Origin of the sequence: Paenibacillus sp. EZ-K15 (genome assembly GCF_002573715.1) — a bacterium.
Taxonomy (GTDB): Bacteria; Bacillota; Bacilli; order Paenibacillales; family Paenibacillaceae; genus Paenibacillus_AQ.
Genome location: NZ_PDHM01000020.1, coordinates 108,028 through 129,426 on the forward strand (window position 1 = coordinate 108,028; position 21,399 = coordinate 129,426).

The following is a 21,399-nucleotide window of genomic DNA, read 5'->3' on the forward strand; positions in this document are numbered from 1 at the left end:
ACTATCGCCGTACACATGTTAAATGGAGTTGACATCGTTAATGCCTCGATTACAATTGATCGCGACGGCCCCGATGGGGCTGGAAGCCGTCGTTGCCCGCGAGTTGAAAGAGCTCGGGTACACCGACATGGAAGTAGAGAATGGTAGAGTTACCTTTTCAGGTGACCTGATTGATATTTGCCGCTGCAATCTGTGGCTCCGGACGTCGGACCGTATTCTCGTCAAGATGGGTGAGTTTAAAGCCTTTACCTTCGACGAACTCTTTGAAGGAACAAAAGCTCTTCCATGGGAAGAGTGGATTCCGGCGGATGGTGAATTTCCTGTGGAAGGACGCTCCCATAAATCTCAGCTTAGCAGCGTTCCTGCCTGTCAGGGCATGGTGAAGAAAGCAATCGTGGAGAAGCTGAAGCTCTCACACCATACGGAATGGTTCCCCGAGGACGGCCCTCGTTATGTAGTCGAGGTTTCTCTCTTGAAGGATCGAGCCATACTGACCCTTGATACTACAGGACCAGCCCTGCATAAACGTGGCTACCGCAAGCTGGTTACGGAAGCTCCGCTGAAGGAAACCATGGCTTCCGCTCTTCTGCAATTAAGCCGCTGGGGCCCACATCGTCCGCTGTATGACCCGTGCTGCGGTTCAGGCACCATTCTGATCGAAGCCGCGATGATGGCTTGGAATATTGCGCCCGGCCTGCGCCGCTCGTTTCCGTCCGAGCATTGGGATATCATTGGAGACAACCTCTGGGAAGATGCACGCGAGGAAGCTTTTGACGCTGTGAAGGACGATATTCCGCTGCATATCGCCGGAAGCGATATCGACCCGAAAGCGATCGAAGTAGCCAAAGCCGCCGCCAAAAGTGCGGGACTTGCCGGTGAAATCGACTTTAGAGTCCTCCCTGCAGCCAAAGCCATACCTGAAGGTGAATATGGTTGTATTATCACCAATCCACCCTATGGCGAGCGGTTAAGCGAGAAAGAGGAAGTTGAACGTCTCATTCGCCAGCTCGGATCCGTAACGCATTCACTCCCGACCTGGTCCTTCTTCGCGCTTAGCCCGACCAAGCAATTCGAGCATTACTTCGGCCGCAAGGCGGACAAGCGCCGCAAGCTGTTCAATGGCCGGATCGAATGCCAGTATTATCAATACCTGGGCCCCTTGCCGCCGCGTAACAAATCGGCGGAATAACGAAATGACGCTTCCTGCAATCGCCGCCCTTGGGCGGCTTTTTTGCTCGGTCATCCAGGCCAAGCTATAATAAAAGGATGTTTTTGAAAAAAGGAGGATACCCACGTGCTCTCATCCCCATCATGGAGCGATATCCGAAGCCGGGTCTCCAAAGGGCTGCATTACCGATACACCGCATATTTAATATTCCTTATCCTTATGATGTACAAGCTGATCATGCTTGATCATCATCTCCATATTACCAACATGAAGCTGGATCAGGCAGACTATGTGATCGCTGTCGGCTCGCTCCTGCTGATCTCCTTCTGGACCTTGTGGCTTCCGGCAAGAAGCCGGCTTGCGGCCTTAACTTTATTAAATCTCTTATGGACGGGGATTCTGTACGCCGATTTGATCTATTATCGCTACTTCGATGATTTCATTACAGTGCCGGTGCTTATGCAGGCCGGACAAGTCGGTTCCCTCGGGGATAGCATTCGTTCCCTGATTCATGCGTCCGATCTGTTCTTTTTTATCGATTGGCTTATGATCGTCCCATTTACCGCCGTGATGGTGTTCCGCAAACGGAGATCCACCTTTGGAACCTACACACTCCCGGGTGAATACCGCCAGCATCGGCGGAACCGGATCATTCGCCGTTTGGTAACAGGCACACTTGTGTTCATCCTGGGCATGGTCATGACTTTCATTCCGATCAAGAAAGCGTCCAATACATGGGCCGTTGGCCTCTTTGAAGGCAATTGGTGGAATATTACGCTGTATAATGTGACGGGACTGATCGGCTTTCACGGTTATGATATCTACCGTTATGGACGAGATCATCTCGTGGGGCAGCCCAAGCTTCCGCAAGAGGAAATCAATCAGATCAAGGCATGGTTTGATGCTAAACGTATGGAGCCGTCCGATACGGACGCCTTGTTCGGCAAGTATAAAGGCAGCAATGTCATCATGATTCAGACGGAGGCCTTCATGAATTTTGTCATCGGCCAGTCGATCGGGGGGCAGGAAATCACCCCTAACTTCAACCGTTTGATGAAGGACAGTATGTATTTCAGCAATTTTTATCATCAAACCGGTCAAGGGCGAACGTCCGACGCGGACTTTGTCACGCACAGCTCCTTGCTTCCGCTGCCCACAGGTTCCGTATTTACGCGATATGCTGATCGCGAGTACGATACCCTTCCGGAGATTCTGAAAGAACAGGGCTATGGCGCAAACGTGTTCCATGCCTATGACAGCAGCTTCTGGAACCGTACCACAATGTACCGAGAAATGAATTACGACCGGTTTTACAGCAAGAAAGATTTTGAAATAAACGATGTGCAGGGATGGTCATTGAGCGACAAAGCGTTCTTCGCGCAATCGCTGGATGCAATGAAAGGTATCAAGCAGCCCTTCTATTCCTTCCTGATTACGTTAACGAGCCATCATCCGTATTATGTCCCCAAGGATGGTGTGAAGCTGGATACAGGGGCTTTTGAAGGATCGATATTCGGGAACTATTTGCAGTCGATCCACTATGTTGACGAAGCATTCGGCCAGTTCGTCGAGCAGATGAAACAGCAAGGAGTGTGGGATAACACCATATTGATCATCTATGGGGATCACGACAATTCGATCAAAGAAAAAGCGGACTATGAGAAATTCCTGGGACGAGAACTGAATGCACTCGACATGGAGCAAATCATGAATCAGGTTCCCCTGCTCATCCGCCTGCCTGATGGGAAGCAAGCCGGAGTATATCCGGAAGCCTCCGGCATGATGAACGTGACACCAAGTATTCTTCATCTTCTCGGCGTGCCAAAGGAACCGTATTACTGGATCGGAGGCCATCTGTTTACTGACAAGCCGCGTCTGATTCCGCTGCGCAGCGGCGCATTCTCCGATGAGAAGGTGTTCTACCTGCCAACCGAAACGGCCGGACTTGAAGGGGGAACCTGCTACGATCTTTCGACGCGTCAGCCGACCGATATTCAGGCCTGCCGTGAAGGTTATGATGAGACACAGGAGCAGCTGCGTATTTCCGATCAAGTGATCACGTATGACCTGCTGAAGTTATTTAAATCACAGGGCCAAGCGAATGCCCGATAACCGGGCCTAACATTAGCAAATTTCAAATTTTATTCAGCCTCTAATCGCTGTTGACTGAGGCTGCTTTAAACCAAACCAACTAGGCTGATCTTATCCATCAGCCTGGTTGGTTTTTTTGGGCTAGGCCGTGTCCGAATAGGCACTCCAAGCTGCATTTATGAAGGGATCATCTTTTTACTGGTAACATTTCTTATATCAAGCCCGGCGGGTAACCGACTCAAGATGTTTTCTCCGATTGACAAGCGTTCCGTACATCAGCACAAGCCCCATCCATGCCAGGCTGGCTACAATCCCCAGCGTCATATAGGCTATGTCAGGTGCGAAGAGTCGTATGGAATTCCAAGGGGAGCTTGTCAGACGCGTGAAGAGCGGAATGATGCCAGCTGACATCGCAAATAGAACCAAACTCAGCGGAAGCGTGAGATATAACTTCAAGTTGCGTTTCTTCATTCTTAGCAGCAACCATAGCAGAATAGCGAGCAGGATGATCAAAGTTCCCGCCAATCCCCAAATCACCGGATGGACTCCAGCGGAAGGCGGTTTCGGGTCTTGTCCGTCTAGTATTCCCCTCAGATCCTTGGAGACCTGAGACAATCTGGCTTCCTCCAAAATGTGATCCTTGTTGGTTAAAATAACGGCCCCTACGCCCCGATCCGGGATGAAGAAGATTTCCGCCCGTGCCTCCGGCGTTGATCCGGAATGCCATACCAGAGTCTCGCCTTGGTCCGTCTCGCTTATTCTCCAGCCAAAACCATAGGCGCGATCCGGTCGATGCTGAACTAAAGGCGACAGGAGCAGCTCCTTATATTCTCGACGAACCAACATGTCGTTATCTTGGAGCAAAAATTGGAGATACCGTGCCATATCGTCGATACTCGCCGTGATATAACCATAAGAAGCACCGCTATTGTCATAGGGAACGCTGCTCACTCGCGGATAGCCGAACCAGGATTGATACCCTTGTTCAAATCCGGATCGAACCGCCCGCTCCTCATCGGCTGCAGCCGTACTCATGCCCAGCGGGCCAAACACATGCTGCTCCATATAATCGGCATAGGATTGACCCGACACCTCCTCCAGAACTGCACCCAGGATCATATAATTGGCGTTACTGTATTGATGTTGTTCCCCTGGTGCTCTGCTAAGCTTCGCGTGGGAGAGATTGCGCACATTATCTTTCAGGGCAGAAGCATCCTTCGCACCCACATCGGAATACTCCATGCCCGTATATGTACTATATCCGCTCGTCTGAGCAAGCAATTGCCTTATCGTTATTGACGACGCCTCGGAAGACGCTTCGGCCGCAAACCATGGCAGATAGGTTCCAATGGACTCATCCAAGTCGACCTGGCCCGACTCCGCAAGCTGGACAATCCCTAACGCCGTCATGGATTTGGAGATGGATCCGAGGAAAAATGGAGTATTGGAGCTGACCGTGCTGCCTTCTGCTGTAACGCCATAACTGTTTGTAAACAGCGTGTCCCCATCCTGTACGATGGCAACGGAAAGGCCCGGAGTTTGATATTCCTCCATCATCGCTTTCATGTTGAGGTCAACCTTATCGGTCATTCCTTCATCCGCTTCGACAACGTTCCCCCATGTCGGAAGCATGAACGCCAGAACGGTTAAAAAAAGCCCGTTCATTAGCTCGAAAGCTATTGAACGGACTGCACAGGATCATAAACTACTTTTTAGCTGAACGAAGCTTGGACAGACGTTCCTTCTCATCGCCTAACAACTCTTCCGCCAATTCCACCGCGTTTCGATTTCCCTGCTCAATCACCTGGGAAACCGCTTGCTCCGTATGGGATAACGAATTCTCCGCTTGCTGAATCAGCTGTTCCGTCGGATGGGACATTGCCGAGGATACGGCACGGTGCAGCTTCTCCACGGAATCTAGCGCGCTGTTGCTGGGACTGTTGGAGTGTAGACTGGAATCGTGACTGTTCATGACGGATGCTCCCTTCTAAAGTTGTTGTTCCCGTTGCCCTCTTAGCATGGATGGCTGAGCCAGGAACTATACCCGTAGAATGGGAATTCCACTTTAACTTCAATGCAGGTGTGTTAAACAGCCTGTTTGTTTGTTATTTCACAAACGGCAGCGCCTTTGCCAGCACTTCATCCTCTGTAGGCGCGCTGACATAACGGCCATTGATATACATAAATGCTCGTTTGCCGCAAGGACCGCAATAGGATTTACAGCCGATCTTAATGTCGGCATCCGGTACCATTTTCTTAATTTTCGGGATCATTGTCTTCAACTTCGTATGTCTGCACTTCTCGCAGACGCGAATATCATTAGCCATTGAACATTACCTTCTTTATTCTGAAGTAACCTAGTGGTCGCCGTGATTGCCCTGGGACGGATTCGTAATTACAAAGCCTTCCTCAGGAAAATAAAGATAGTCGATTTTAACGCCGTCCAGGAAAGGTTGTCCCGCCTCCAAAATGACGTCGATCTCTTTATCTGTGGATACGATGACATCATTTTCCTTAGGCGTGTCCAGATCCAGGCCGTAGTGGGCATGATCGCCATGCGCATGGGTAACCAGCACGCGAAGTTTCTTATCCTTGTTCTCTTCCTTGTCCAGCTCTCGCTTTAACACCTTGGCGGCATTACGGGTAATTTTACATTTCACGTATATTCATCTCCTCGCGGATGTTTCATTCAATATGTTATTGTAGACCCCTGCCGGCTTTTTCGCAAGGGTCCTGTCCGTATTGTTACAGCCACCGAAGCTCATTTACCGTACGCGCTTGGCGGGACCCTGGTCCTCACTGAGCAGACCTGGATATTTCCGTTCGACACGGGATACGAACCAGTTCATCAGCAGCATCGTGACTCCGATATCGTCGATCGGCAGCAAAGGCATAAAGTCTGGCAGCACCCAGTACAGCACAACGGGGACCAGAAATAACAGCTTGTCCCCGAGTGCAACCCGGGAAGAGGCTAAATACCCGAATATCCGCTGGAATACATGCGACCAGCGCCGAAGCGACCATAATCTTCTCCACTTCATATTGTTCCCTCCATTCCAGGCAGCATGTCTATATCATTACCCAATTAGCAAATCTCTAAGAAATCCCGGCAACACAGTATTCCGGTGGCTGCAGCAAAAAAAGGCGAAAATAGGCCACTGCCTTGTGATCCATTAAAGCAGCGGCCGTATTCTTCTATATTTTATACGTTGAATAAGACCTATTCGTTTCAAACGATCCTATTCCAAAGACATAAACGCAGCTAGAATAGAACCCACCTCGACGCACAGATCCTCGAAATCCTCAAGCGGCAGCGGATTCATCCCATAACCAATCTCCACGGTAAAGCCCGGCCTCCGGTAATGCTGAATGAACCAATCCTTGTATCCTGCATCGCTGCCCTGCAGCTTCACCGGCCTGTAACCGCCGGCCTGACCTAATCTTCGGGCCATGTCCTCACTCTCCGGAGGTTCGTAGTCCCTGTAATTCCAATAGATTTCCCTGCCTTGGCTGTGCAGGGAAATGGCCCGTTCCGGAGATATCGATAACGTATGCTGATAGACGGCTTCGGCTTCCGGCTCGCACAGCGGCTTGGTCCCCGCATAATCCTGAGGCGATGGACGGATTTTTCCCCTTCGCTCGACTTCCTCATGCCAATGCGCAGGGAACTGGTCACCCAAATCCACGCCGTTCATATTCGCCTTCCAGCGCCGGAAATCCTCGCGTCCGCCATTCCACTCGAGCAGACGTTCATAATATGGATGAGAAGGTGTAACGCCTTCCTGTACAAGCTCTACCCCATCCGGGTTTGCCATCGGCACAACCCATAACGTATAGTTCCGGTACCAGGCATTCGGCTCCTGAAAATAAACCGGTGACTCTTGCGATAATGCCCTGCCGTATTCCTCCATGAATCGCATCAGACAAGGGGTTGTGATCCACTCATTGGCATGCAGTGCTGCATTGATGTGAAGGTTCTTAGGGCCTTTACCGATCTTGGCCGCATATAGCGGTTTGCCGAGCACACTTCGGCCGATGACACTCCACTCGATAACAGGGTAGCGAAGCTGCATCTCTTGTATATCACGTTCCAGATCCCCCGGTCCGTATTCGCCGGTTAATCGTATCATGCGCCTATGCGTGGTACCCGGCAGAACGATCGTTTTTCCCTGTGGCAGATGATGAGCTGATAATCCGGGATTCAGTTCTTCCAAGGCTTCCTTCCGAAACCGGAACGTACTCGCAATACTATCAAAGGTATCATGTTCCTGAATGACATACCTTCGGCGCAACGATGCAGGAAGATAGAGCATTTGCCCCTGCTGGAGATACGGCTGCTGCGCCGCCCATGGATTCGCCGTAATCAGCTGTTCATACGCCAGACTATATCTGGCAGCCACGCGTCTTAGCGTGTCGCCTTTCTGTACGACATATTGCTGCATAATGGATTCCTTTCCGCGGCAAAGCCGCTTCAATTAGCGTCCATTCCATGTATATGAGCGGCCGGTTGTCCAACATGTATGATGCAAAAGATCGAAAAAGGCTCCGATATCCCTATCCTTTTGGAAACATGGCACTGGAAATAATGAAGGCAGAACAAGGTGTTATCCCTTGTCCTGCCTGCGTTTTCTTGCTCTTATTCATTCCAGATAAGCTCTAAGGTATGAACGTGAATTATAGCTTCGTAATTTGCCAGACAACAGGTGTCCGCTTGATATGATCTCCGAGCCATTCGGTCGCAATGCTCTGAAAAATGACCGGATCTCCTGTACAGAAAAATTGATGCACCGGGCTCTCCATGCTGCTCGCAAGCTGACCTTTATCGTACAGAATCGTGCTGACCTCGCGAGCCGTCTCATCGGCGGAGCTGATCAGTTTCACGGACGACCCCATGACCGTCTGGATCGTATTCATCAGGAACGGATAGTGAGTACAGCCCAGGATCAGGCAATCAATGGAGGTATCCTTGATGCCTCTCAAGGATTCTTGCACCACCTGCAAGGCATCCTTGGATCGGAACAATCCGTGTTCGACGAGCGGTACCAGTTCGGGACAGGCTTGACTTTCCACCTCGACGTAAGGCGAGAGCTGTTTCAGAGCCGCTGTATATGCTCCGCTGCCAATGGTTCCGACAGTACCGATCACGCCGACGTTACCGGTCTTTGTTGCGCTTATGGCGGCACGCGCCCCTGGGTGAATGACACCGATGACCGGTACAGGCACTTTGGACGAAATATAATCAAGCGCCGCCGCCGTAGCCGTATTACAGGCGATTACAATCATTTTAGGATCATACTGAATTAAATAATCTACAATTTGCTCCGTAAATAAACGGACTTCTTCCGGCGTACGGGGTCCGTAGGGTGCGCGGGCTGTATCTCCGAAGTAAATAATTTTCTCTCTCGGGAGCTGTCTCATCACTTCTTTAGCGACAGTCAGCCCGCCGACACCCGAGTCTAGTATTGCGATTGCTTGCTGCACGAACCCACCGCTTCCTTCTTGTCAAATTCATGGTTTACAGTGATACCATATGTCATTTCGGATCGAAATGTACCTTAAATCTTACCCTAATTCCCCCCTATCTTCAACAAGGGCGCCGCTCCCAAAAGACCGTTGGTTAATTGTTCAAGTAATTGTAGGACTCTTGCTCCGGTCGCTGACCGTAGGTAGTTTATACTATAGTAAGCGCGCGTATAGTAAAGGAGAATTCTACGTGAATGACAACATACATCATACCGACCTTATGGAAGCTGCGAAGCCGTTTATCGAGCTTTGTTATGCAGAATTAAACCGCAGCCCGGAAGAAGCCGAGGACCGGCTCATGAACATCTGCTCACAGATCGAGCTGACAGGTACATATGAGCATACGCTTGAGGAACTGACGCATGGAGCCAAAATGGCTTGGCGAAACAGCAACCGCTGTATCGGCAGACTGTTTTGGGATCGCCTCAAGGTATTCGATGCTAGGCACTTAACGGAGACCTCTGACATTTTCTCGGCACTCCTTCACCATATCGAGAGTGCCACCAATGGCGGAAAAATCATGCCTACGATTACGATTTTCAAGGCTGCACGTCCAAGGGAGGCCCCGCTTATTATCAAAAACCACCAGTTGATTCGGTATGCCGGTTACGAAACGGCGGACGGGACGATTGGCGATCCGGCTTCTCTATCCTTCACGAAGGAATGCATGGAGCTGGGGTGGCAGGGAGACTTGACCGACTATGATGTGCTGCCGCTGGTTGTGCAGCAGGGGAATGAGCCGCCGGAGTGGCTCGCGATACCGAAATCCTACGTGCTGGAAGTCCCTTTGGAGCATCCCGAACTTCCTGCTCTTAAAGCGGAAGGGATAAAATGGTATGGGGTGCCTCTCATCTCAGACATGCTGCTTGAAATCGGCGGCATTATGTATACGGCCGCACCGTTCAACGGCTGGTATATGGGAACCGAAATCGGGGCCCGTAACCTTGCAGACGAAGGGCGCTACAACAAGCTTCCGCTTATTGCCAAGCTGATGGGGCAGAATACTTCCAGCGAAACTACCTTATGGAGGGATCGCGCATTGGTTGAACTCAATGCTGCCGTGCTTTATTCCTACAAAAAAGCAGGCGTCAGCATCGTGGACCATCATTCGGCAGCAGCCCAATTTGGTTTGTTTGAACAGCGCGAACAGCAAGCCGGGCGGGAGCTCACAGGGGATTGGAGTTGGTTGATTCCTCCGGTCTCGCCGGCTACAACCCATATTTTCCACACCTCTTATCATAACGACATCCGTTCGCCGAATTTCCATTACAGGAGCAAAGGGCAGTAATCGGGGCTTTATTTCGCATCGTTTATACACAGCAAAGCCGGGGCTCTGTGCCGCCCCGGCCTTCATGTATTTTGGCGTGATCCTTATCCTCGTAAATGAGTGCTGAAGCGGTCATCTGATCCCGGATTAATCGTTGACCTTCACTTCGGCAGCAGTGGACACATAAGCCTCATCTTCAAAATCCTCGTCAAACGCGGAGACTTCTGCAATTTCCTCATCCGCCAGCCAGCTTTCTTGCCGGTTGCGCCAGGACTGAATGTCGGAGATCACATTCTCTGCCCGATCCGTCATAATGCCGATCAGGTTAACGCCCTGCTCTCCTACCTTCTCTGCTGCCTCCTGCACCTTGGTGCCGATGCCGCGGGCGCCGTCGGCAATGTCATTCCGAAGCTCTTTGCCGGATTTTGGAGCCAGAAGAAGTGCGGTAACAGAACCTGCAACACTGCCGATCAATACTCCCCAGAGGAGTCCTTTGCTCTTCTCTTTCATTATTCCATCTCTCCTTCTATTTGGCTTGCCCTTCGTCGGATTTGGAGGTGTATTTGTTCCATGAATGCCAAAGCGTCATTCCGGCATCAACCCACCGGAACATCTCCCCGATCTGCCGTTCATTATCGAGGCGAGCACGTTCCAGATGCTCAATGGCGGTTATGGAAGCTTTTTTCCCTACAGCATGAACCGCATCGGCCGTCTTGGCTACCGCTGACGCAGCATCGGACATGGAAGCGGCAATAGCTTCGCTGGCCGCCAGCTGACGCTGAATCATCTCTAACGAGACCGATGCCTGCTCCAGCACTTGCGAGGCTTCTTGACTCAATCGGCTACTGTCTTCCTCAAGCCGGCCCAGCATGGTCTCGGCCCGCCTGATCAGCTTTTTAACCGACACCATCATGATCACCGCCGCAACCGCGATCAGAACGATGCCGATAGCAGCGGCCAGCGCACTCCATTCTGTCATCGGGAACTCCTCCTTTCGTCCGACCGGGCGAATGCCTAGTCGCTTGATGCATTATAAGCAGCATGGGCTTGTCTTGACACAACATCGGCGATTTTTTTATTCCAGCAGAGAAAAACCACGAGTATCCCCGCAACTTCGGAACATCCCAGCCGCTTGAGATAAAGTCAACAAAAAAACAGACCGTTCAGGGATTCCCTGAACGGTCTGTTTTGGATGAATCGTATGGAAGAGCCCATGGCGCATCACGGATATCTCTTTTTTAAAACTATACAAGCCTCAGTACATCTCGTTCTTTAAATACTCACGGACATTTCCCGCAAACTGCTCCAGCACATCAGGCAGAATCGGGGTTAAAGAATGAAGCGTATGCCTGTCCCAATCATAGTAGTCCTGCACGAGCGGTTTACGCAATCGAACCAGCTCCAGCAGCACCTTATGAACCTCTTCGGGGAACACCTTCTCCTCATGATTAATATCCATGATATCTTCATAACTGCTGGCATCCCGCATAATAAATCCGTCAATCAAGTAGCTACCGACATCCGTTACGACTTCGATCGCCAGATGAAGCGCTCGCTCCTGAACCAAGCCCAGCACCAGGCCTCCGTCCCATGATTGTGCCGCGGCACGCAATCCTTCCGCAATTTCAGGAATCGCGCTCAGACGCCGTTCAATTTGTTCTTGATTCACATAATACACCGTAAATCTCCTCCAGCCTGTTTGTTGTAAAGTCTATATCATTGCCTACACTTCAAAATCAACGCTAAGCGTATGATCTTTCACCGTATTGATGTATTGGATCACTTCCTGGTGAACAGGATGAACGGCATATGCTTGCAAATCTTCAAGATTGTCCACTTCAACGATCAAAGCCAAATCATAAGAGCGCTCGGAGCGAATAACATCGGCACCTGCCTCAAGGGATCTTAGCATCGGAATCTTGCCATCCATATCACGCAGCACCTGCACCGTCTTCTCAATATTCTCGGCGGATGAATCCTTCAATTTGAAAAAAACAATATGTTTAATCATCGTCCGTTCCTCCATCTCTAGCATGTATGTAAATCTTTCGTATCTATCATACCCCGTTCGTCCGGAAAAAGAAATCGCTCCCACTAACATATCGGACATATCAGCTGCGCCAGATCTAGCCAAATAGGAGCACGTTCTGACTTACGCCAGAACGCGCTCCTGAAATCGACATTCTATTTAAGGGAACGACCGCTACAATCACGAACTTAATTGGTTCAGCATGTTCTAGGCAACCCAGACGCCGGCGGCTCCTGCCTGAGCAAGTCCCCTGGTAATTCCGGCACCATCCCCGCCACAATAAAGACCCTTGATTTCCGTCTCGAAGGACTCCGACAGCTTCGGTCTTGCGGAGTAGAACTTGGCCTCCACCCCGTAGAACAGCGTGTGCTCCGATGCAATCCCCGGCGTGACTTTATCAAGCGCTTCGACCATCTCGATCAGGCTTTTCATAGTGTTGTACGGCAGCACCAAGCCAAGATCTCCAGGAACCGCTTCCTTCAGCGTCGGCTCCAGAAACCCTTCACGAATTCGGCCTTCGGTGGATCTCCGGCCGCGGAGCACGTCACCGTATTTCTGCACAATGACCCCGCCGCTGGATAGATCGTTAGCCCGCTTGCATATTTCACGCGCATATTCGTTAGGCTTGTCAAACGGCTCCGTAAACTTATGGGATACGAGCAGCGCAAAGTTCGTATTGGCTGATCCCAAAGCCGGATCTTTGTAGGAATGGCCATTGGCCGCCATAACTCCACTATGGTTCTCAACCACAACATGACCGGAAGGATTGCTGCAGAACGTACGCACCCGGGTCCAACCGAGGTGTTAAAGATGAATTTGCCTTCATACAAATGCTCGTTGATCTCGCGCATGACCACATCCGAGGTTTCCACCCGAACGCCCACGTCCACTTGGTTATTATGCATTTTCAATCTGCGTTTTTTTAATATACCGGTCAACCAGGCAGAGCCGTCACGCCCAGGGGCAACCATCACTAAATTCGCCTCATGGACCTCCCCGCCTTTCATTGTGATACCGTTGAGACTCCCACGGCTAAAGCCGCAAGCTGACACCTTCGGTATCATTGGGATTCTTGGGTGGTAGTCGGTCGTGCATTTCTGCTAACCGTAGTTCCCCCAAGTTCAGGGCTGTCTCATCAGCCCGTCCTAAGACAGTGCATATAGCATCTTAGGCTGACAGACTGTTACCATCTGCCACAGGTTGATTCATAATATTGATCGCTCCAACCCGATCACGATGAGCGTGGAATCCGCATGAGCATTCGTACCTTCTGTCTTTTGCTTTGTTCTTCTCCCCACAGGCAGGACAAGATTGCGAAGTGTAGGCAGGATCTACCTCCACAACCTTAATGCCGACAAGCTTTGCTTTGTAGGAGATGAATTGTTGAAGCTGATAGAATGTCCAGCTATGCAGATTCTTTGCGTTTTTGCGGCTTGTTCTTGCCGTCTTGCGAATATTCTCTAGTCGTTCAAGCTTGATGATTGACACACCTTCCTCAATGGCTGTATCGACAATTTGCCGACTAATCTTATGGTTTTGATCTTTCATCCAACGTTGCTCTTTATTACCTAGCTTACGAATGGCAGACAATTTTTTGAGTTTTCCTAATTTACGCCTACGTTGTTGGTGCTTTCTTCGTATGTACTTGTTTTGTCTGCCGTTTCCAAAGAATCGGGTTTTACCTGTAGAAGTTACAGAAACAGCAGGAACTTTTAAACCAAGATCAATTCCCATGATGTTTTCGTTGCTTGTTACACTTGTTGGCACTTCTACCGAAATTTGAGCGTACCATTTCCCTGACTTTTCAATGATACGCATCAATCCAAGTTTGGCTTTTCTTAACAGCTCCATATCTCTACTAGTCGCTGTAGCACGAAACGTTGTTTTCTTCGTCTTTTCATCTACAACGATAGGGAAAGCAACTGTATTTTCGGATACCGTGTAGTTTTGATTGTTAACGAAATATACAGGTTTTTTAAGAATTGGACGAACACCAAGTTTCTTGATTTTACTGAAAACACTTTTGGCATCACGAATCGCTTGATTACAAACGGCAGACGGAAGAATTGTTTCTACATCTTTTGTAGTCATTTTCGGAAATGCCCCCAGTTGTTCAGCCCGTTCGGTTAGTTGATTGACTACCCGAATGTACTCATTTCCCAATTGATCTAGAATGGCTGGTTGATCAGGAAATATGCGTATCTTAACGGTTAAAACTTGCATGTGTTCACCCCCTTTTCTTTTGTTCTTCAACATAACGCTTTACGGTTTCGCTTGATACGTTTCCAGCTGTACTAACGAAAAAAGAACGTGTCCACAGACTAGGCAAATGAGCAAGATGCTCAAACTCCTGCCTTAATATTCGAGAGGTTACTCCTTTCACTTTTGCCATAACGTCTGATGGAGAATCGGTGGGAAGACAGTTCAGGAACAGATGGACATGATCGGGCATAACTTCCATCGCCACAATAATCCAGTTATTCTGATGGCATATTTCAGCTAATAGCTCCTTGAATCGAATTTCCACTTGTTTTACTAACACTTTTCTTCGATAACGAGGGCAGAAAACAAAATGATAGTTAATGAGAGATACTGTTGTAGCTGTACGTCTATATTCTTGTCCCATAAAACAATTGTATCAGTTTAACCACACAACTGCAACGATTAAACAAAAAGAAAAGCATACACGCACACGTGCTATGTGTTTGCCCTTCCCATCCCATGAAGGGATGTTCTGGCAAAGCCGTCTTTCATCCCACGATTAAAACCGTGGGCTTTCAGTCGGCAATCACTGTAATCGAACAAGCCGGCAAACAACCAGCAAATTCCTTACGTCCTACTGCCGGTGGACAGAGCTTAATCTTCTCCTCCAGGATCGGACAGCTTCTCCGGTAAATATCATGTCCCTTATCAACCAGCAGTACCTTGCTTCCTGGTGACTTCAATGTCAGTTCATAACAAGCGAAAATGCCAGCCGGACCGGCACCAACAACGATAACATCATATTTGCTCATCATATCCCCCTGTGTGTTTGACTGTCGCTTTGCACACACCGCTTCGGGCACAAAAAAAACCCTGCTCCGAATAGGTATGCTTGCGCATCCTATTCGTAGTCAGGAATTTAAGGTCCCTTGTAGAAACCCCTGAACCTTATTTTCAGGGATATACAAATAAGCATCTTATTCTTTATCAACCATAGTTAATATAAAGCGAATTTACGAATGAGTCAATTTCATTTATGTTTATTGTTCGTATATAACCTTTTATATTCTGGATTAAAACGCAATTACCCGAGTTTTAACAACAAAAGGCGAACGTTACATTATAATGATTAATCAAATGAGCGGGTCTATCGAACCATTACATCCGACTTATAAATCAGGTAACAACGAAATGGAAACAATTGTTTTATGTTTGGCTATTGAAAAGTGAGTGTCGAATATTGTAGTATTGTGTTAAAAAAATCGGAGGAATTATGCCTACACAACTGCAGCAAGAAAAACACTCCATTGAGGCGTGGTCCCTGATCAATCGTAAATATTTGGGGAAAGGTGTGCGAGTCAAGCGCTTTCGCCGGCCGACCCGCTGCCAAATTCGCAACCGCGTCCTACTAGCCGTACTTATGGCCAACGATATCAAATTGTCGCAATTGGCCGAGGAACTGGGAGTATCCTCCCGTAGTGTCAGCGCCTGGGTATATGAGGGACGCGTTCCCGGAAAAAACAACCTGGAGAAGGCCTGTGACTACTTGGGTTATCCCCGCCACATACTCTTCAGAGAGGAACTGCTGGACAAGTCTCCTTTAATCTGTCAGCCGGCACCTTCCCGCTTCATGAAACGCACCCTGACACGTTCACCCGTTAGCAACCGGATTTTGACAGGTCTGTGCATGGTTCATGATTTGTCGGTTAGTGATGTCAGCCGCTGGATCGGCGTGCACCCCGGTACATTCCGCAAATGGCTGCACCAGGGGACCGTACCATCCGCAGCGTTCCAAGAAAAAGCGGAACAGTTCTTCCGTATCCCTAAATCTGTTCTATTCGCAGATTGCGCATTAAAGCAAAATTCCTAATTAAAGTTGCCGTAATATCATAACCATACTTATATTTCAACCCATGCCCAGCTTGCCGGATCGGTCCGGCTAAGCCGGGCTTATTTTCTGTTATGGCATATTTCGAGACGATCAGGGAATACAAGTAACATTCAAGATTGCAACATTCAACATTGAGGTGACCAGACATATGACGTTACGTCATAAACAAATTGGCGCTGCACTGGGATTGCTAACCGGAACAACCATGGGAAGCGGTATTGGATTCCTGCTCGGCTGGCACTCCTTTAATCTGATCGTCTTGGTGGCCCTCTTCGGCTTATTCGGAGTTGCGGCTGGTCTTTGGCTAGGCTCCCGAATGATATTCAAAGAGCTCCCTTAATGAACGATATGATATTCATCGTTCTGCCTGTTCCTCGCTGGAATGGAGACATAACCAAAGAAGACCGGAAGGTTCCGGGCTTCTTTGTTATGCATTGTTATGGGCCCTTGTATTAACAACATACAATGGTCCAGACACAGCGCCTACGTTCTTTGGAGCTTCAACAGCTTCATCGGTGATAGCTCCCGTGGCAGGGCTGCCAATGGTCGTATCCGGTATATCCTGGTCGCTCCAGGTTTTACCTCCGTCTTCGGTTTTGGCTTGACCGCTGAATCCCGTTTCAGGCGAGATAAAGTGGAGAAATCCGGCATTCGGCGTGCTTCCAATCCGAATCCACGTCTCCCCGCCATCCGTGGTGCGATACAGATCGTTGTTCTCCATCACGGTCCAGGCCTGCTTGCCATTCAGCGCAAAGATTTGGCGTACCGTGCCTTTCGGCTGAGCCTGAACCTCCCATTCCGTACCACCGTTATCACTAAAAGCAATCCAGCCTTCTCCGCCAATCCAGCCCGAGCTATGATTAATGAGCCGAACCGCCGTCACATCCGCTAAATCGACATCGAGTTCAGCAGCCTGATGATCGGGCGATACGCCCGTATCCTGTACTGGAACGGCACTGCTTCCCGCGGTGTCATCACCCCCACCTGAAGCTGAGCCGGAAGGGGGCTCTGTCTCCGGAGTATCCTCACTCGAAGAAATCACCGGTTGCTCAGGTACCGGATGCTCAGCCACATTCCCCCCATCCGTTGGTTGGCATCCAACAGACAAACTTACAACAACGAGCATCGACAACATAAAGCTGAACCTTATTCGAGGTTTTATCACAGAATCACACCCCTTGTATTCAAAATTACAAGCCCTTAACTTCCGCTTACAGGCCTTTTATTATAAACCCAACTCCATTGAATTCACCTTAAAGCTGCACGGTTCCTCCTGTTTAGTATAACGCGAGTTCTGCATGAAGAGGAACGAAAAAAGGCTGTTCTTCAAGTTAAATTCCCACTTGAAAAACAGCTTTGCTTCATCGATGCGGTCGAGAGGATTCGAACCTCCACGGGAGTTAGCCTGCTGGCATCGAGCCAGCAGACGCCTGTTTTGGCATTTGAGAATGTTTAATGCTCCATTAGTTCAAATACTTGATAAGCTTGGACCAAAAGGCTGAATAGTGCTCCCAGTTCATAAACTCCAACGATCCCCAGTGCGGCGAACAATCGCTTGCAAAGGCTGCCGTCTTGCCGGCTCCGTAGGTTCCAACCGTCAGAATGGCATCGCCTTCATGGCTTAGCAATTCCTCTGCCCCCGGCTTGGCCGACAGTTTATTATAACCCAGCAGCCTAGGCCATTCTCCCAAATCATTTACCAGTGGATGCGGCTGCGATACGACAGGCGAGAAGCCGCTCGGCATCTCTACCCGATCATCTTTGTCCATCATGACTACCGGCAGCACATCGGCCAATATCGTATTTCTATAATTGGCTTTTCCTTCGATTCCCATGAAGGTCAGGTAACCGCCAACCATCAGCAGGCCGCCCCCTTCAGCGACATACTGCTTCATTAGCTCAAGGGCGTTCGGAATAATTTGCATTTGATAGAAGGTTGGATTTTGGAGCAGGAATGTGTTGGCCCCTACGTCACTAAGTACAATCGCATCATAGGCCTTTAGTTCTTCCAACGATTGAGGGAAGCGCACCTGTACTTCATGCGCAGGCATATAGGTGACGTCAATTCCCTCCTGACGCAGACAGGAGAGCAAATAGGTTGCTCCCTCCTCGTACTTGGTCGAGGTAAAGCTGTCATAACCTTTCGTATGAATCATATGCACAACCCAAGATTCGCCAACAAATAAGATTTTCATCAGTTCAAGCACCTCCGTATTGTATATCACCAGGCCCTATACCTACAGGCCGTCTTGATCCCGTTTTTACGCCTCCGTGATTTCACACCAGTCCACAATCGTTTTGGCAATCATCTTGACCGCCTGAATCACTTCATCGACAGGTGTAAATTCGTCGCTATGATGGGCAAGACTTGGGTCGCCTGGTCCAAAGTTAACGGTCGGAATGCCGACGTTCACCGGCCAGCCCATATCGGTATGGAAGCCCAGTCCTTCGATCTTCCCTTCCTCTCCAATAGCCTTCAAGGATTGTACACAAGTCTGAACAAAGGGATGAGACACATTCGTTTCTGCACAATCGGCATCCACCAGCCATTCGATTTCCGGCATATGCTCACGCAGCCAAGGATCTGATTCCGATACCTCGCGCAGAAAGTCCGTCAATTCCTTCTTTACGTTGCCGCCTACAAGCTTCTCGTCTCGCTCCGAAGGCAAGTATTGCGCGTTGAATACGATTTCCGCCTCATTCGCGAAGGAGGTCGGATATTCCCCAGCGTTTAATTGCGCGACATGCACCTGACAAGGGATCGCCAAGTAGGGATGAGTCTTGCTGACAGCCCATTGCTCATTCAAGCGGTCCAAATGCTCTAGAATATATCTCGCTTTCTTAATCGCATCCACCGCGCCGCCGTCCTGCCAATCCGCTTGCGGCATCTCAATATGGCCGCTGCGGCCTTGGATTTTGATTTTCCCCCATAAAATCCCACGGCACAGCGGGGCGATCGTTAGCGAGGTCGGTTCTGTCAAAATGCATGCATCTGCTCGATAGCCATGGTGGATGAAATCAAGCGCTCCCATGCCTCCCGCTTCCTCATCGACGACCGTGCCGACAACAACCGGCCCTTTAAGCTTAAACCCGCTGCGAAGAATAGCTTCGACGGCCATAATCATGGCTGCAACTCCGCCCTTCATGTCAACAGTGCCGCGACCATACATCTTCCCGTCGATCACTTTGCCCTCGAACGGATCGACTGTCCATTTGGAGCCTGCCATGACGACGTCAATATGGCCAAACAAGAGCAGGGACTTGCCTTCCGTTCCTTTGCCAAACGTAGCCGCCAGATTGGGTCTGCCCGTAAAATCTCTTCCCGGATAATAACCCGCCATGCCTTCATATTGCTTCAGTTCATCAGCGACGGGCTCCCAAATCTCGATGTCCGCACCCAGTTTCTCCAGCTTGCCGGCAATAAATTGTTGCAGGTCCTTCTCTTTCGATGGCCCTGGCTCCTCGAAGAACCAGGGGTTCACGCTCGGAATTTGAATAAGCTGTTGTAAAAATTGAATAATTTCATCTTGATGATTCTCGATCCAATCCATCACTCTTTGTTCTTGGTTCATCTCTCTCTCTCCTTTGTGGCAGCACTCTCCTGATACCGCATGAATCCGCAGCTGCCGTAAGCAAGAGTATCAGGAGCCGTGCCTGCTCCCTTATTCGAATCGAACAGTGCTTCCGTTCATAAAATCAACCCAGGGATTGATCATCTCATCCCCGAATTTATCCTTTTTCTTCTCGATGCCGAACATATAACGGGCGTCGTCCGCAGCCGGGTAGGCCGGGCTATGCCAGACCCCCCGATGGATGACGATAGCTTGTCCGGGCTTGATTCGGAAGCACTTGACGGTGGAAGCATCAGGGCTTTCATCCGGATTGTCAATATCCATGCACAATGCTACAGGCTGCACAATCTCACGATCAAAGGTAAGCAGAAGCTCTTCGCGGCTGACATGCCTCTCCATGGCTGTGACGACAAATTCGCGCCGCTTGGTGTCGACAAGTCCAAATCCGATGGGCTCCCATACGTCCAGCATTTGAACATAGCTCCAGCAATCCCACCCGTCACCGGATTTGGAAGGGTCAATCGCCGGCACATCCACCACTTTGCCATAGGGAGCAAAAGCCTCCTCCGTTAAATCTTCTATCTGCACCTTATACTCCATTAAGGCCGCCTCCTAAGGGTGTTATTAGAAATCAAAACTGTCCACATTATCGTTCGTGACTTCAAGCGTGCCAATAAAGACGCTTTGTCCGTCTACCTTCACTGTTCCAATCGTCGGAATCTCCATGCCGTCTTTGATTTCCTTGCCTTGAGCCAGTTGATCCATAATATAGACCGTTACGTAAGCCAGCTTGCCCGGATCCCAAATAATATCTGTTTTGATCGTGCCGTTCTTGATGTAATTTTTCACGACGCTCGGCACGGCAATGCCTGTAATGGCCACTTGGTTCTTCTCCAAAGTGCCTGCCTTTACAGCTTGCTCCACGACCTCCGCGGCTGCAGGAGGTTCGCCGCCTGCAAATCCGATAATGCCTTTCAGATCAGGATAGGTTTGAAGCAGGTTTTGCGCATTGGCATACGCCTTCTGTTGATCGTCGTCGCTTGCAACGGTCGTTACGACCTCAATATCCGGATAGTTGGCTGCAAAATAGGCTTTAGCCGCATTGGATTTGGCAATCTGGTTTTGTGAGCCAAGACCGGCTACCATGAACGCTACCTGTCCTTTGCCGCCGATTTCCTCTCCGATCGTTTTGGCCAGAAGCTCCCCGATTTCTTGGTCTGTAGCCGGAGCTACATAATATTGGCGGTCTGTGTCCGGGGCGTCACTGTCCCAGGTCACAATATTGACGCCTTGGCCTGCCGCCTTCTTGAACACAGGGCCTACCGCTTTCGCATCATTGGGCGATACGCCGATGCCGCTTACTTTGCGGGTCAGCATATCCTGAATCATATTAATTTGCTTGGAGGAATCCGCCTCTGTCGGCGCATTGAACAGAACCTTTACCTTCAAATCGGCCTCCGCCTTCTTCGCGCCCTTCTCAGCCGCCGCCCAATAAGCAGGGCCGATGGACTTTGGATTCATAAAGTAAGTTCTGGATCCCGAAGCTCCCTGATTCGTTTTGCCTCCGTTATCCGTTTGATTCCCGCCTGTACTTCCGCATGCTGCCAAATTCAAAGCCAATACGCCCGTCAGTAACGTCAATGCCAGCTTTTTCAT

General features: G+C 49.7%; 23 protein-coding genes, 2 pseudogenes and 1 riboswitch. Of the genes and pseudogenes, 5 read left to right on the plus strand and 20 right to left on the minus strand.

Annotated features, from left to right (window positions below; translation table 11 throughout):
* Window positions 1-40: 40 nt before the first annotated feature.
* Complete coding sequence (locus CRG97_RS23505) at window positions 41-1,189, plus strand: THUMP domain-containing class I SAM-dependent RNA methyltransferase (RefSeq protein ID WP_098748052.1); 1,149 nt, start codon at window positions 41-43, stop codon at window positions 1,187-1,189.
* Between the two features lie 105 nt (window positions 1,190-1,294).
* A complete protein-coding gene (locus CRG97_RS23510; protein WP_098748055.1) occupies window positions 1,295-3,280 on the plus strand; it encodes an LTA synthase family protein in 1,986 nt (661 codons plus the stop codon).
* Window positions 3,281-3,475: 195 nt separating this feature from the next.
* Here the strand turns inward: CRG97_RS23510 and CRG97_RS23515 are convergent, their stop codons facing one another.
* From CRG97_RS23515 to racE, 7 genes are all read right to left on the minus strand, one after another.
* Entirely contained in the window at window positions 3,476-4,924 is a 1,449-nt protein-coding gene (locus CRG97_RS23515; RefSeq protein ID WP_098748057.1) for a serine hydrolase domain-containing protein, read from the minus strand.
* A gap of 40 nt (window positions 4,925-4,964) precedes the next feature.
* Entirely contained in the window at window positions 4,965-5,231 is a 267-nt protein-coding gene (locus CRG97_RS23520; RefSeq protein ID WP_076325705.1) for a hypothetical protein, read from the minus strand.
* Between the two features lie 133 nt (window positions 5,232-5,364).
* Window positions 5,365-5,586 carry a YuzB family protein gene (locus tag CRG97_RS23525; protein WP_076325704.1) on the minus strand — a complete coding sequence of 74 codons (222 nt, stop codon included), beginning with the start codon at window positions 5,584-5,586 and terminating at the stop codon, window positions 5,365-5,367.
* Between the two features lie 30 nt (window positions 5,587-5,616).
* Window positions 5,617-5,919 carry a heme biosynthesis protein HemY gene (locus tag CRG97_RS23530; protein WP_076325703.1) on the minus strand — a complete coding sequence of 101 codons (303 nt, stop codon included), beginning with the start codon at window positions 5,917-5,919 and terminating at the stop codon, window positions 5,617-5,619.
* Between the two features lie 105 nt (window positions 5,920-6,024).
* Window positions 6,025-6,300, minus strand: coding sequence for a hypothetical protein (locus CRG97_RS23535; protein ID WP_098748060.1), 276 nt, complete (start codon window positions 6,298-6,300; stop codon window positions 6,025-6,027).
* Window positions 6,301-6,498: 198 nt separating this feature from the next.
* A complete protein-coding gene (locus CRG97_RS23540) occupies window positions 6,499-7,701 on the minus strand; it encodes a M14 family metallopeptidase (RefSeq protein WP_098748241.1) in 1,203 nt (400 codons plus the stop codon).
* 232 nt (window positions 7,702-7,933) lie between these two features.
* Window positions 7,934-8,740 carry a glutamate racemase gene (gene racE / locus CRG97_RS23545; protein WP_098748063.1) on the minus strand — a complete coding sequence of 269 codons (807 nt, stop codon included), beginning with the start codon at window positions 8,738-8,740 and terminating at the stop codon, window positions 7,934-7,936.
* A gap of 262 nt (window positions 8,741-9,002) precedes the next feature.
* On the opposite strand from racE, the gene CRG97_RS23550 reads away from it, so the two are divergent.
* The gene (locus tag CRG97_RS23550) at window positions 9,003-10,070 is read left to right on the plus strand and encodes a nitric oxide synthase oxygenase (RefSeq protein ID WP_098748242.1); all 1,068 of its coding nucleotides are present in this window, start codon (window positions 9,003-9,005) and stop codon (window positions 10,068-10,070) included.
* Between the two features lie 126 nt (window positions 10,071-10,196).
* Here CRG97_RS23550 and CRG97_RS23555 read toward each other — a convergent pair whose 3' ends face one another.
* From CRG97_RS23555 to CRG97_RS23590, 8 genes and pseudogenes are all read right to left on the minus strand, one after another.
* A complete protein-coding gene (locus CRG97_RS23555) occupies window positions 10,197-10,559 on the minus strand; it encodes a YtxH domain-containing protein (protein ID WP_098748065.1) in 363 nt (120 codons plus the stop codon).
* A 16-nt stretch (window positions 10,560-10,575) separates the two neighbouring features.
* On the minus strand, window positions 10,576-11,028 hold the full coding sequence (locus CRG97_RS23560; protein WP_098748068.1) for a DUF948 domain-containing protein: 453 nt from the start codon (window positions 11,026-11,028) through the stop codon (window positions 10,576-10,578).
* Between the two features lie 276 nt (window positions 11,029-11,304).
* The gene (locus CRG97_RS23565) at window positions 11,305-11,727 is read right to left on the minus strand and encodes a DUF86 domain-containing protein (protein ID WP_076325697.1); all 423 of its coding nucleotides are present in this window, start codon (window positions 11,725-11,727) and stop codon (window positions 11,305-11,307) included.
* 45 nt (window positions 11,728-11,772) lie between these two features.
* Window positions 11,773-12,060 carry a Dabb family protein gene (locus tag CRG97_RS23570; protein ID WP_076325696.1) on the minus strand — a complete coding sequence of 96 codons (288 nt, stop codon included), beginning with the start codon at window positions 12,058-12,060 and terminating at the stop codon, window positions 11,773-11,775.
* A gap of 225 nt (window positions 12,061-12,285) precedes the next feature.
* Window positions 12,286-13,052: pseudogene (locus CRG97_RS23575) on the minus strand (NAD(P)/FAD-dependent oxidoreductase); the annotation flags it as partial.
* Window positions 13,053-13,245: 193 nt separating this feature from the next.
* Window positions 13,246-14,301: an RNA-guided endonuclease InsQ/TnpB family protein gene (locus CRG97_RS23580; protein WP_098748070.1), complete on the minus strand. Its 1,056-nt coding sequence runs from the start codon at window positions 14,299-14,301 to the stop codon at window positions 13,246-13,248.
* Between the two features lie 4 nt (window positions 14,302-14,305).
* Window positions 14,306-14,704 (minus strand): IS200/IS605 family transposase, encoded by a 399-nt coding sequence (gene tnpA / locus CRG97_RS23585; RefSeq protein ID WP_098748073.1) that lies wholly within the window; start codon window positions 14,702-14,704, stop codon window positions 14,306-14,308.
* A gap of 166 nt (window positions 14,705-14,870) precedes the next feature.
* A pseudogene (locus CRG97_RS23590) lies at window positions 14,871-15,092 on the minus strand (NAD(P)-binding protein); the annotation flags it as partial.
* Window positions 15,093-15,168: 76 nt separating this feature from the next.
* A riboswitch (purine riboswitch) is annotated at window positions 15,169-15,268 on the minus strand.
* A 285-nt stretch (window positions 15,269-15,553) separates the two neighbouring features.
* Here CRG97_RS23590 and CRG97_RS23595 point away from each other — a divergent pair.
* Window positions 15,554-16,150 (plus strand): helix-turn-helix domain-containing protein, encoded by a 597-nt coding sequence (locus tag CRG97_RS23595; protein WP_071223142.1) that lies wholly within the window; start codon window positions 15,554-15,556, stop codon window positions 16,148-16,150.
* A gap of 169 nt (window positions 16,151-16,319) precedes the next feature.
* The gene (locus CRG97_RS23600) at window positions 16,320-16,511 is read left to right on the plus strand and encodes a hypothetical protein (protein ID WP_098748076.1); all 192 of its coding nucleotides are present in this window, start codon (window positions 16,320-16,322) and stop codon (window positions 16,509-16,511) included.
* A gap of 87 nt (window positions 16,512-16,598) precedes the next feature.
* Here CRG97_RS23600 and CRG97_RS23605 read toward each other — a convergent pair whose 3' ends face one another.
* The 5 genes from CRG97_RS23605 to CRG97_RS23625 all read right to left on the minus strand — a co-directional run bounded on the left by CRG97_RS23605 (window position 16,599) and on the right by CRG97_RS23625 (window position 21,399).
* Window positions 16,599-17,336, minus strand: coding sequence for a WD40/YVTN/BNR-like repeat-containing protein (locus CRG97_RS23605; protein WP_237566559.1), 738 nt, complete (start codon window positions 17,334-17,336; stop codon window positions 16,599-16,601).
* Between the two features lie 298 nt (window positions 17,337-17,634).
* A complete protein-coding gene (locus tag CRG97_RS23610) occupies window positions 17,635-18,366 on the minus strand; it encodes a glutamine amidotransferase (protein WP_098748081.1) in 732 nt (243 codons plus the stop codon).
* Window positions 18,367-18,432: 66 nt separating this feature from the next.
* Window positions 18,433-19,743: an ArgE/DapE family deacylase gene (locus CRG97_RS23615; protein WP_098748083.1), complete on the minus strand. Its 1,311-nt coding sequence runs from the start codon at window positions 19,741-19,743 to the stop codon at window positions 18,433-18,435.
* A gap of 90 nt (window positions 19,744-19,833) precedes the next feature.
* Complete coding sequence (locus CRG97_RS23620; protein WP_098748085.1) at window positions 19,834-20,343, minus strand: ureidoglycolate lyase; 510 nt, start codon at window positions 20,341-20,343, stop codon at window positions 19,834-19,836.
* A gap of 24 nt (window positions 20,344-20,367) precedes the next feature.
* Window positions 20,368-21,399, minus strand: a complete 1,032-nt coding sequence (locus CRG97_RS23625; RefSeq protein WP_098748088.1) for an autoinducer 2 ABC transporter substrate-binding protein — start codon at window positions 21,397-21,399, stop codon at window positions 20,368-20,370.

Excerpts from the sequence above, each read along its gene's own strand:
- CRG97_RS23505 (WP_098748052.1), top strand. The coding sequence starts at position 41 with ATGCCTCGATTACAATTGATCGCGACGGCCCCGATGGGGCTGGAAGCC.
- CRG97_RS23515 (WP_098748057.1), bottom strand. The coding sequence starts at position 4,924 with ATGAACGGGCTTTTTTTAACCGTTCTGGCGTTCATGCTTCCGACATGG.
- CRG97_RS23520 (WP_076325705.1), bottom strand. The coding sequence starts at position 5,231 with ATGAACAGTCACGATTCCAGTCTACACTCCAACAGTCCCAGCAACAGC.
- CRG97_RS23525 (WP_076325704.1), bottom strand. The coding sequence starts at position 5,586 with ATGGCTAATGATATTCGCGTCTGCGAGAAGTGCAGACATACGAAGTTG.
- CRG97_RS23535 (WP_098748060.1), bottom strand. The coding sequence starts at position 6,300 with ATGAAGTGGAGAAGATTATGGTCGCTTCGGCGCTGGTCGCATGTATTC.
- CRG97_RS23540 (WP_098748241.1), bottom strand. The coding sequence starts at position 7,701 with ATGCAGCAATATGTCGTACAGAAAGGCGACACGCTAAGACGCGTGGCT.
- CRG97_RS23550 (WP_098748242.1), top strand. The coding sequence starts at position 9,003 with ATGGAAGCTGCGAAGCCGTTTATCGAGCTTTGTTATGCAGAATTAAAC.
- CRG97_RS23555 (WP_098748065.1), bottom strand. The coding sequence starts at position 10,559 with ATGAAAGAGAAGAGCAAAGGACTCCTCTGGGGAGTATTGATCGGCAGT.
- CRG97_RS23560 (WP_098748068.1), bottom strand. The coding sequence starts at position 11,028 with ATGACAGAATGGAGTGCGCTGGCCGCTGCTATCGGCATCGTTCTGATC.
- CRG97_RS23570 (WP_076325696.1), bottom strand. The coding sequence starts at position 12,060 with ATGATTAAACATATTGTTTTTTTCAAATTGAAGGATTCATCCGCCGAG.
- CRG97_RS23580 (WP_098748070.1), bottom strand. The coding sequence starts at position 14,301 with ATGCAAGTTTTAACCGTTAAGATACGCATATTTCCTGATCAACCAGCC.
- tnpA (WP_098748073.1), bottom strand. The coding sequence starts at position 14,704 with ATGGGACAAGAATATAGACGTACAGCTACAACAGTATCTCTCATTAAC.
- CRG97_RS23595 (WP_071223142.1), top strand. The coding sequence starts at position 15,554 with ATGCCTACACAACTGCAGCAAGAAAAACACTCCATTGAGGCGTGGTCC.
- CRG97_RS23600 (WP_098748076.1), top strand. The coding sequence starts at position 16,320 with ATGACGTTACGTCATAAACAAATTGGCGCTGCACTGGGATTGCTAACC.
- CRG97_RS23610 (WP_098748081.1), bottom strand. The coding sequence starts at position 18,366 with ATGAAAATCTTATTTGTTGGCGAATCTTGGGTTGTGCATATGATTCAT.
- CRG97_RS23615 (WP_098748083.1), bottom strand. The coding sequence starts at position 19,743 with ATGAACCAAGAACAAAGAGTGATGGATTGGATCGAGAATCATCAAGAT.
- CRG97_RS23620 (WP_098748085.1), bottom strand. The coding sequence starts at position 20,343 with ATGGAGTATAAGGTGCAGATAGAAGATTTAACGGAGGAGGCTTTTGCT.
- CRG97_RS23625 (WP_098748088.1), bottom strand. The coding sequence starts at position 21,399 with ATGAAAAAGCTGGCATTGACGTTACTGACGGGCGTATTGGCTTTGAAT.